The organism is Moorena sp. SIO4E2, from assembly GCF_010671945.1.
GTDB lineage: Bacteria > Cyanobacteriota > Cyanobacteriia > Cyanobacteriales > Coleofasciculaceae > Moorena > Moorena producens.
On the sequence record NZ_JAAHIE010000311.1, the window covers coordinates 1 to 8,816 of the forward strand.

At 40.1% G+C, this 8,816-nt stretch carries 8 protein-coding genes; 1 reads left to right on the forward strand and 7 read right to left on the reverse strand.

The window, feature by feature from the left end; all coding sequences use genetic code 11:
- Window positions 1-86 precede the first annotated feature (86 nt).
- From F6K37_RS25220 to F6K37_RS25250, 7 genes are all read right to left on the reverse strand, one after another.
- The gene (locus tag F6K37_RS25220; RefSeq protein ID WP_287252927.1) at window positions 87-1,019 is read right to left on the reverse strand and encodes a hypothetical protein; all 933 of its coding nucleotides are present in this window, start codon (window positions 1,017-1,019) and stop codon (window positions 87-89) included.
- A 161-nt stretch (window positions 1,020-1,180) separates the two neighbouring features.
- Window positions 1,181-1,384, reverse strand: coding sequence for a hypothetical protein (locus tag F6K37_RS25225; protein WP_287252928.1), 204 nt, complete (start codon window positions 1,382-1,384; stop codon window positions 1,181-1,183).
- 66 nt (window positions 1,385-1,450) lie between these two features.
- A complete protein-coding gene (locus F6K37_RS25230; protein WP_287252929.1) occupies window positions 1,451-1,714 on the reverse strand; it encodes a Uma2 family endonuclease in 264 nt (87 codons plus the stop codon).
- Window positions 1,715-1,746: 32 nt separating this feature from the next.
- Window positions 1,747-2,334: a Uma2 family endonuclease gene (locus F6K37_RS25235; protein ID WP_287252930.1), complete on the reverse strand. Its 588-nt coding sequence runs from the start codon at window positions 2,332-2,334 to the stop codon at window positions 1,747-1,749.
- 233 nt (window positions 2,335-2,567) lie between these two features.
- Window positions 2,568-4,487 (reverse strand): ricin-type beta-trefoil lectin domain protein, encoded by a 1,920-nt coding sequence (locus tag F6K37_RS25240; protein ID WP_287252931.1) that lies wholly within the window; start codon window positions 4,485-4,487, stop codon window positions 2,568-2,570.
- A gap of 32 nt (window positions 4,488-4,519) precedes the next feature.
- The gene (locus tag F6K37_RS25245; protein ID WP_287252933.1) at window positions 4,520-7,897 is read right to left on the reverse strand and encodes a hypothetical protein; all 3,378 of its coding nucleotides are present in this window, start codon (window positions 7,895-7,897) and stop codon (window positions 4,520-4,522) included.
- 19 nt (window positions 7,898-7,916) lie between these two features.
- On the reverse strand, window positions 7,917-8,258 hold the full coding sequence (locus tag F6K37_RS25250) for a hypothetical protein (protein WP_287252934.1): 342 nt from the start codon (window positions 8,256-8,258) through the stop codon (window positions 7,917-7,919).
- A gap of 344 nt (window positions 8,259-8,602) precedes the next feature.
- Between F6K37_RS25250 and F6K37_RS25255 the strand changes: the two genes are divergently transcribed.
- A partial coding sequence (locus tag F6K37_RS25255) for a hypothetical protein (protein WP_287252936.1) occupies window positions 8,603-8,816 on the forward strand: 214 nt, incomplete at its 3' end.

Sequence of the window (8,816 nt, forward strand, 5' to 3'; positions counted from 1 at the left end):
TTTTTATTTAATCTTATTACTGGATTATTGCAATGGAAAAAAAAACAATCGGAAACAAAACAAATTGTTATTTTATCCTTAACAAACTATAATCTTGAGGAAGGAATCAATAAAAATTCATCGTTAGAACATAAAATTCTGCCTTCGGAATAATAGACAGGACTCATCAATATCTGATTATTATTACATAATGATGTAATTACTGATAAGATTTTATGCTTCTCTGGATCTTTCCATATAAAATTAGAATTCTCAATATTTGATACTTTGTCAAGGTTTACATAAAATGCGTAGTTATGAAACTCTTTCCCAAATATAAAATCTTTATGTTCAGAATCTTCAGAATCTTCAGAATCTTCAGAAGCAGGCACTGGCGCTAAAAGCTTTTCCTCTTGCCTATTCTCTTGATTAATATATATAGTATTTCTTATCTCAAGTTTGTTATAAAGTGCAGGAGCCAAAGATAAAAGATATTGAACTTTCAATTGTTCCGTCTTGTTTGAAGTATAATCAAAAGCTCCAGTTACACAAAGCTTAATAGCTTTTTCAGGAAGATCAGGAACTATTTTCTCTTTTCCCATCTTATCAACTTTCAATTCATGAAAAGCAAGTATAGTATGCTTGTTGAGTGTAAATGTACTCTTGTCTTTTACCTGCTCGCTTGTTAAACCAGGTACCAATCTCGATATCCTATGAGCGTGTGTCTGCTTTTCATCTGCTTGTGTAAATACTGGCGGATCTTGTCTGTTATCGTAATCATTATCCTGGAAAATAATTCTTATTATTCGTTTTTCAGGTTCTAGTAACTCAATTTCGCCATCAAAACCCAACTCTATAAGTCTATACATAATTTTTAGTGTAGTTGCTACATGACCATAGTTTTGAGAGTATCCAAAAAATAATCGTATTTCTTTTTCCTTTTTTAAAAAATTAGCAAGTTTTTTGGTTTGCTTATTAAATTGAGAAATTTTTTCTGAGTTGATTGAATTCTCAAATTTTACTACTACCTCTTGAAGCATGACTCTTTACCTCTTTGGATTTTAGAACAGAATTGAAGGTGGAATTAAGGGCGATCGCTTGGGAATTTTCATGACTCATTCCCCCTTAGGTTTGGGAAAATAATTGGGGGTAGAATAGGGGGCGATCGCTTTTGAATGTTCATCACTCTTTGCCTCCTTGTTTATTCTACAATTTCATTATTTTGATAGGTTTTAATGTCAGCTATAATATTATCCATTGTTAATTGATCTAACCATTGATGGCGTTCTTCAGTATAGTTACCATTTCCTTGATAAAATTGACCAATTAATTTGACAGCATCTACATATCCTAAGGCATCAACTAAGGCTTTAAATCCTTTACGATGCAGTTCAATTGGTGTCATTTTCTTGTTTCCCTTTGATTTTATTAATTTCTAAGAGCCATGTAACCGAATTGGCTACAATAGTGTTTAATTGATTTTTAATAAATCAGGATTATAGCCCGTTTCCTGATCTTTGAGTTTAACTAAAGCTTTGGGGGGAATGCGATAAGGCAAATTCATCCTGGTGTATTCTAAGGTTAATTCTTGGGTGAGAAATCCAGTAATATCTTCATATTTTCCGGTGGGCTGCATCTCGACGATTGTTCCTTCATGTAATTCATAACGTCTATTTTCTGGCAACCATTCAATAAATTCATCAAAAGTTGTTAGTTTTTTTAATAGTTTAATCATAAAAAGTTTTTCCTTTTTTAATTTAATTAATTTCAGCCTTCATCTAACTCAAAATCTACCCTTTGATACAAATCTTGACAGGAAACTTCAAAATCATCTGAAGCCAACTTTAAAACTGCTTCTCCCCCTTGATAATCATTAAAAAGCCATTGTCCATCCTCTTGCTTAAAATATTGAGCCACATAAAATCGATATTGATCAATTAAAATATATTCCTGGAATTCAGGTATAGAACGATAATATATGAATTTATCCGTCCAGTCGTAATCCCGCGTCGATTTAGAAAGGACTTCCACAATGATTGAAGGATTGGTTACGTTTGTCCTACCCGTTCCTTCATAGATTGGTTTTCCTTTAATTACCATTACGTCAGGATAGGTGTAGATACGATATTGCGCTATCCACAAGCGGACATCATTGATATAGATATAATAGTCTTGCTCCTTAATTGTCAAAGGAAATTTGCGACAGAAATTGAGCGCAATTTGATTGTGATTTGTCGTGCCTCCTGGCATGAGTATGATTTCTCCATCTCGATATTCATGTTTATCTATCGCTTCCTCTTCTAATGTCAAGTATTCTTCGGGCGTGTAGTAGCGTTTTTCTGTTTGAATCACCATATTAATGTTCCTGATGCTACGATCGTTGTTCAGTTGCCATTACTCTTTAGGATAGGTGTATCTTGCGGACTCCGCTCAGTATTTGATCATGTAGTTCAGTTGGTAGGGGGCCTTAGGCAGTAAGGATTTTCCGATTCTATTCTAGCTTGGTGCCCTGGGACGGATTGATAAATTTTGAGCTATGCTGATCCAAATTGTCCCGTCTAAGGCACCCTACGAGATTGAAGTTCGAGCTAACTAGGAAACCTTAAACACCAGCGCCCCTTACCAAGCTTGTTTCCTGGCCGCCATGTAAAGACCCGTCGGCGATCGCTGTCATAAGGTTTATAATCTGAAGCATAGAGATATTCATGTTGATTGGTATTGTATAAGTCAACTTCAAGGTAGCCGGATGCGAGGGCTTTCAAAATTCGTAACTCATGCTCTCCAATAACCGTCGTTCCAATTGTTAGGTTTCCAGTGACTTCCAAGTTACCACCTAAACGGGTATTCCCTCCAATCCCTACATTGCCTGAAGAATCGATAACAAATTTAGGAGGAGAGGTGAATGAATCTTCATCGTAAACTCTCAGAAGATCGTTATCGCCAGCGCTCCAGAGAACAATGGTATTTCCATTACAGAAAAGTCCACCAGATTCATTATCATTACTTGCTTCTAACCACAAACCGTTGTTGTCATTATCAGGGTTAAAATTGGTGGTTTCACCTAATTTACCTCGGTTACCGTAGTGGAGAGAGACATTAGCGCTACTGTTAAGAAATAAATCACCAGCGATCAAAGCATTTCCAGCTACTTCCAGTTTTTGAGAAGGTGATGTTGTCCCAATCCCCACATTGCCTGAATTATTGATAACAAATTGAGGAGGAGAGGTGAATGCATCTTCATCGTAAACTCTCAGAAGATCGTTATCGCCAGCGCTCCAGAGAACAATGGTATTTCCATTACAGAAAAGTCCACCAGATTCGGAGCCATCTGCACTGGCTTCTAACCACAAACCGTTGTTGTCATTATCAGGGTTAAAATTGGGGGTTTCACCTAATTTACCTCGGTTACCGTAGTGGAGAGAGACATTAGCGCTACTGTTAAGAAATAAATCACCAGCGATCAAAGCATTTCCAGCTACTTCCAGTTTTTGAGAAGGTGATGTTGTCCCAATCCCTACATTTCCATCCTTGTACAAAATGGCTGATTTTTCGATAGTGCAAACAAAAGTTCCATCCCAATAACCCGGAATATTTTCATAGCGTAGATATAGATTCGCCTGACCAGACGGAAGAGAAGAAATGATATTGCTAATCGTTAATTGCACAACCTGTCCCGGAGCTAATCCAGGTTCTTCTTCATTTTGATGGGTTATTGTCCATGTAGGCGTTTCTCCTTCAATGTTTTTCTCGATATTCCAATCTTCTTCAGGTTGCTCATTCGGTCGCAAATCTTTCCCTTCAATAGTAATATTCTCTACCTGACTTTTTGTACCCAAAGCCCAATCATTATCCACATCAAAGGAAATAATAAACTTAGAAGCCTTAGAAGCCTCATGTAACACATTGGTAATTCGCAAGATTAACTGATTGGGTGAACTCCCATCATTCAAAATCCGGTTAGACCCCACAAACCCCACATGAAGAGGAATATGCTTCTTCCCACGATGACTAACGATACTTAGACGATTTTCCCGATAATAGTTATTAAAGGTTTCTCCCTGGGTAAACTGTGGACACCTCAACTCTACCCTGGTTGTTCGCGCCCCTCCTGCCGCCGCCCCATTAATATGCTGAAGCGTCAAAGATATAGTTTGCTTCGCCCCCAAAGCTTGATTGTTAGTTGCTAGAAAATACAGCGAAACCATACCATTCGCCTGAGTTACAGGGGGTTTCGTCATACTCCAACCTTCTTTTTCTGCCAAAACCAATTGTTGCAGGGAATCTGGAGATAAGGTATCTGGTCTAAACCTCAACTCAAAATGGTGATTGTCAGCACCTACAGCACCACTCTTAGTGGGCAAAGTAATCGGTTGGTCTGAATTGTTGACGATTTCCAGGGTTAACTCCTGTCCCTTAGTGCCATTTTCAATAAAGATAACAGGTTCTTTGTCCTCACCTTCATACACGTTAAAATCAAGGGGATGGGTTTTCTTAAAGGATGTACTCATAATCGTTATTCCTCAGTGATTACTTGATTATTTTAATCTTGATTATCGGCTGGACTCAACTTCAGCCAGCCCTCTCGAATTGCCTGCTGGCCAGAGAAAACTGCATTCGGATTAGCCTGACCAATAGTGTCATGGGGAACGTCTAACCATCCCTCTTGTTCCTTCTCTAACCACGACCATTGATAACCCGCCTCCCCAGGTAAAGGTAGATTAATTTTTTTATCCAAAGTTGGATCACTCAGATCCCTCATATCAGTTAGAATAGGAGTCGAGAGGAAAGTAATCTCAATCTTCTCTAAGGCTTCCTGATATTGATCGGGTGGAATATCAATCCCTTTCGTGGGCAAAATTCCGCAGGTAGCATGAACCTTACCCCGTGGGTCAATCAGCATGGTCAACAGTTTGGGTGTATTCTCTAAATTCAGATCAATGTGCCAAGCATTCCCAGGATGATGAACTTTGATATGATCTGTATCTCTCTCTAAATCGCTTTGAGGAGCATAAAACGCCTCACTCAGACCATCTTCTTCTTCCTGCCAATAGCCTACCAAACCATCATTGAATTGATGATATTCCCCGAGACGAATGGGAAATTTAACCTGATCAAACCCATCAGTATCCCTAGAATTACGCTTTAAATCTTGCCAAAATACATTCCAATCTTGGTTAACCGAGGGAAATCCCTGTAATTCTAGATTAAGAGAAGCCCGCACTACAGCAATCGGTCGTCCCATCAACAGCGCCAAACCTTGATGTTGGGCAAAGTTTTCCGGGTCGATATTCTCTAAGCCACTATCTAAAGCCGAAATGAAATTATCGAGAAAACTTACGGACTCCCCCCTTGTTAAGGGGGGTTGGGGGGGATCAGCAATGCTATTGCTGATAGTCAGAATATGATTAACTAGCTTTCTTAAATGCTCATTCCCAATATCAGCAACTGCGATAGGAATATTCTGACCTGGTGCAGACTCCCATTCAGCAAGCTGATTAATCGAACCCAAAGCCTTACCCTGATTATCATAGATAGCCAGAGTATTATCCAAATTATTCGGCAATATCCAACCACAAATGGGAGTGGTGGCCGGATGAGTGTTCATTTCCTGTTCCCCCTGACTCGCCGACAGCCACCGGAAATTGAGACGGGCGGGTTGCACCAAACGGGGCGGTAAGGTTACCAAATAGGGAGTATCTGGAGTTGTCATCTGCTCAGTAGTAATGATATTGCTAACATCCAACTCCTTCACCTGTCCAAAAGTATCCACTAACCGCAACCGCAGAATCTTCATTGCCCCCGACCGAATGGGATTAAAATCATTTAAAGGTTCTGGCGCACTGCGGATACTCTGTAGTACTACATCCCGGACAGCTTCTGTAAAGGGCTGATAATCCGCAAACCCTAAGGGGTCAGCGATCGGTAACTGTAGGGTTTGCGTGTGCATTAGTAACGCTTCATTAAAACCACCCAAAGATTGAGAGAGACTATTCAGATCCGGGTTTAGCAATTCCTTATAAGCTCGAATTGCTGTATAAATGGGGTCTTTCGCTTTTTTCGGTTTATACCAATCTCGAATTTCCTCAATATGATCGCTGTTGCTGAGATAGTCATCACTCTGTTGCTCCTTGGGAATTTTCTTGGCTTCGTAATACTTTGGCAGGATTTGTTTGTTTAAATAAGCCTCTAACTGCTCTTTAAGCTTAATCCCCGCATGGGGCGTTAAGATACTGCGACCACTATAAACATTAGCCGCTTTGAGAATAGCCCCTTTTCCTGACTGTAAAGCCAGGTCAGCCTCATTTTCCTTCAGACCATAATTACTGGTGATAAATTTATTATCATAGTTACTGTTGTAAGTTCTGTGATTACAGCCCTCTCGGATCGGGAAAACTTCTACCTCCCACTCCAGTAAAAAAGGATGCCAAGGTTGTTCTTGCCAATTACTAAAGGCAATATGTTCCCCCGTTTTGCTTCCTTCTAATTGATTAATTTGAGCGCGAATGGCACTAAAGCTATCTTTACTAATCGGGAAAGTCACATCCTTGATAATCTCGCACTCTAATAATTCATCATCCCTCAACCGTCCATCCTGTCCATGTCTAGGGCTAGCTTTAACTGCTTCCCCTGTCATTAGTAACACAGGCTCCTTGGGTTGCCAATAACGGGGACTAGAAATTTGCTTGAGGGTGTAAGTTGCTTGAGTATTCTTGACGGTTTCTTGATTATTAAGAGCCGTTATTTTCTCTAGTAACTGATTAATAGCTACAGCTAATTGAGAAGCGATCGACGTAGAGGAAGATTCCCCAGCAGAAGCAGCGGTAATTTTGCCAGAATCATCCTCTGATAGCATCAGATTTCCCGTTGCCGTCAATTTTGCCTGTAAAGGTGCAATCCCCTTCACCTCGATGTAATGCTTAACCTCATCAATATCGGGATACTGATCTCTGCTACCTTCCGGGGGATAGGAACTCAGCATATACTTATACCAATCCGCAAAGAGTTGCCGACGCATTGACTCTATTTCATGCCAAGCGCGATCGTAGTCTTGCTGAAGAAGATTAAGCTTATTGAGTAGATGAGCTAAATCATCGGGTAAAGTAATCTGTGCTTGATTATGGGCATCTTCAGCCTTAGCTGTTTTAGAGCCTACGCTTTCTAAACGAATGGTCCACATCGTCCCTGCAGCGATCGCATTAAAGCCCTTATCATGTCGTGCCTCTTTAAACTTGGGAGTCATATCTAGCGGTTGATGTTGGAGCCGAGAAGCTAGGTGTAGGGCTTCCAACTGGTCTTCGATAATAGATTTGTAATTGCTATCAATCTTTTGACCCAAGTAAGCAGACAATGCCTCTGTACCGGTATTACCCACAGTCACTTCTACAGAAGCTTGCTTATCTGATTTGACTGTATTCAGCGAGGCAAACCTTAAGCGAGCATAGCAGATAAAGCCGAGTGATTCTGGAAATTTTTGACCAGCCTCAAGATTAACTTTCCACTTAAATTCTTTTTCTATTAATTCTTGATTGGTGGGAGGAGTCCCTTCATCCTGTGGAATAGTTTCTCTGAGTTTTTCAACAAAATCATTCAAATGATCCTGTTGTGCCTCACTGTACCAGCCAATCACTTCATACTGAAGTCCATCAAGATTCTCAGCAGCATATTCATCGTCGTGAAACCCAAAAACACTATGACAATTGGGATAAAAAGCAGCAAAAGTAGGTTCACCATAACCTACTGCAGTCAGTAACGGTAAGTATTCAGCCTTGGGGTCATTTTTTGGCCAAGCAGCTAAAGGAATTTTGCGACCCAAATAGCGAAAAGGTTGATGTTGATTATTCTTTACCTCAATGGGATAAGCAATACTACCCACCTGACTCCCTTGCCCTTCAGCATAGAGATAATCACTCTCTACCACCCATTGCTTTTCAATCTGGTTATCCTTCCTTGTTACTGCGTGTCACTAACCAACGATTAGGCACTACTGGAAAAACTGTTTTAGTCTCATTGTTCTCACTAACTTGAATTCCTTTGGTCAAAGCATCTGGCAACGCCCAATGTAAATGAATCCCTGCTTTCAGATACAAATTCTGATTTTGAAACGGCTGAGAAACAATCTCCTCGCTGATATTGGCAATATTAGGATTTACGTCTCGCTTACCATCAAAATAAGGAAGGCGGCTAAAATCTGTCATAGCCTCTACTACAAGGCGATCGCTTTCCAGATACAGAGCGTCTAAGTGGACAGCAACCATTAAAGCTGCAATTTTTCCAGCCAAAATTATCTCCTATATCAGAATATCAACAATCGGTTTCAGCCAAATTTCACAGGTAATTTCACTAGGATTTTCTCTGACACCCTTAATTGTGCTTTAGTTTCCCAGAAATGATTAATTGTGCAAAAAAAATTTACATAAAAAGGTCTTGACAGGGGGATGTAATTGGTATAGACCTTGTGTAGCAAGGGATACAGCATATTAATAAAAAAAAAATCGGTCAAGTTTTGGTTAACCCCAATGCTTGACCGAATTCTATTGTGTAAACGTCAACAATTACAGCTTAACTGCATTCAAATCTGAATAACTACTGATCAACTAATACATTCGTCAGTGGTCAGTGGTCAGTGGTCAGTGGTCAGTGGTCAGTGGTCAGCCATTGGCCTTGGCCGTTGGCCACGCTACGCGAATGGTTGATAGCTGATACGCGACACGCTGATAGCTTAAAAATAACCTCCACAATTCCTGGTCGCCAGGGCGTCAAACCCTGGCAAAACCCTATCCTAGTCTACGTAGAAATATCGAATCAAGGTGGTCATAACCTCACCAGGGTTTTCGGTA